2 pseudogenes are annotated in these 2,197 nt (G+C 40.3%); both read left to right on the forward strand.

From position 1 onward, the window contains the following. A pseudogene (locus tag ACFILH_RS02025) lies at window positions 1-1,873 on the forward strand (hypothetical protein); the annotation flags it as partial. 7 nt (window positions 1,874-1,880) lie between these two features. After that, window positions 1,881-2,197 (forward strand): annotated as a pseudogene (locus ACFILH_RS02030) (adhesin); the annotation flags it as partial.

Here is a 2,197-nt window from a genome sequence, read left to right on the forward strand (position 1 = left end):
GAATAATGAAGCGGTTAACAAAGAGCAACTTGATCAAAGTTTAGAGAAGCTTTCTAGCAGCCTTCAGTCTGATGATTCAGCGGTTGTTCTCTACGATAAAAAAGAAGATGGAATAGTTGATTATAAGAGCGTAACTTTAGGTAAAGGTAAGGATGCAGGACCAGTTGCACTTCATAATGTAAAAGATGGTGCCATTGGTGAGAGTTCACATGATGCGATTAATGGTAGTCAGATCAACACAATTTCTCAGAATGTAGCCAAGTTTCTTGGTGGTGATGCGGCATTTAATAATGGCGCGTTTACAGGACCGACTTACAAGTTATCGAAGGTTGATGCAGCTGGTAATATAACAGACAGTTCTTTTAATAATGTTGGTAGTGCATTTACTGGTCTTGATGATAATATCAAGAATGTGAATGCACGGATTAAGGAAGTTTCTGANAACGGCTCTTTTGATAATGTTGGTAGTGCATTTACTGGTCTTGATGATAATATCAAGAATGTGAATGCACGGATTAAGGAAGTTTCTGAAGGGGTAGCGCAGGATTCCTTGAATTGGAGCGAGACTGCACATGCCTTTGTAGCGCGTCATGAAAAGAGCAAAGAAGAAAAAGGCAAAGCTGTAAGGACACAAGAAAACAGTAGAATTACGTTTCTAGCAAATGGTGAGATTAGCGCCAACTCAACGGATGCTGTTACTGGTAATCAACTTTATTCAATGAATCAGATATTTGCGACGTATTTTGGTGGAGGAGCAGGTTATGATAAAGATGGACAATGGAAGGCTCCAAATTTTGTAATCAAGAAAGTTAATGCAGAAGGGACAGAAAGTGAAGAAAGTTATAAGAGTGTAGCGGAAGCACTTTCTGATATTAGTAGTTCTGTCACGAATGTTCATAATGATGTAACGAATGTAGTGAGTGAAAGCCTTGTCAAGCAGGATGATGAGACGGCTCCTATCACTGTTGGTAAGGAAACAAATGGCACTGTAATTAATGTTGCAAACAAAAGCGGTGTGAAACGGGTTATTTCTGGTGTAGAGGATGCAAAAGATAATAATGATGCCGTTAACAAGGGTCAGCTTGATGCAAGTCTGAAGGAACTTTCTACCAGCCTTCAGTCTGATGATTCAGCTGTTGTTCATTACGATAAAAAAGATGGTGATAATGGCGACATTGATTACACGAGTGTGACTTTAGGTAAAGGTAAGGATGAAGGACCAGTTGCACTTCATAATGTAAAAGATGGTGTAATTTCTGAAAAGTCGCATGATGTTATCAATGGTGGTCAGCTTAATAAGATCTCACAAGATGTAGCCAAGTTTCTTGGCGGTGATGCAGCGTTTAATAATGGTGCGTTTACAGGACCGACTTATAAATTATCTAAAGTTTCTACAGAAGGTGAGGTAACAGAAGCTTCCTTTAGTGGTGTAGATACAGCGTTTACAGGGCTTGATGAGAATATTCAGAATGTTAATGCACGGATTAAAGAGGTTTCTGAAGGAGTAGCGCAGGATTCTTTATCTTGGAGTGATAAGGAAAAAGCCTTTGTAGCAAAGCATGGAGATGGATCGGAAAGAAAAAATAGCAAAATTAAGTTTCTTGAAGATGGTGCAATCTCTGCGGATTCAAGTGATGCAGTGAATGGTTCACAGCTTTTTGAGACGAATAAGACTGTTGCAACTTATTTAGGTGGTGGCGCTGAATATAAGGAAGGTCAATGGAGTGCTCCAAGCTTCAAAGTTAAGATCGTCAAAGAAGATGGCAGTGCCGTTGAAGAGCAGAGCTATGATGATGTTGCGTCTGCCTTTGCTGGTGTTGGTGATTCATTCATGAATATTCANTGTTGCGTCTGCCTTTGCTGGTGTTGGTGATTCATTCATGAATATTCATAAAGAGCTTCAGAATGAGATTAATAAAGTTGTAGGAGATAGTCTTGTTAAGCAGGATGATGCTACGAAGGTAATCAAGATAGGTGGTGAAAAAGAGGGTAGTGCAATCACAATTTCAAACATGAATGGTGATGCACGTAGTCTCTCTGGCGTGAAAGCGGGCACACTTTCTGAAGGCTCGACGGAAGCCGTGAATGGTTCTCAGCTTTATTCCTTGCATCAGATGCTAGCGATGTATTTAGGAGGAGGAGCTAGCTATGAAGGTGGCGAATGGAGGGCTCCGGAATTCAAGGTTGCACAATTCAA

It is taken from the genome of Bartonella sp. CL435QHHD (assembly GCF_042195095.1).
Taxonomy (GTDB): domain Bacteria; phylum Pseudomonadota; class Alphaproteobacteria; order Rhizobiales; family Rhizobiaceae; genus Bartonella.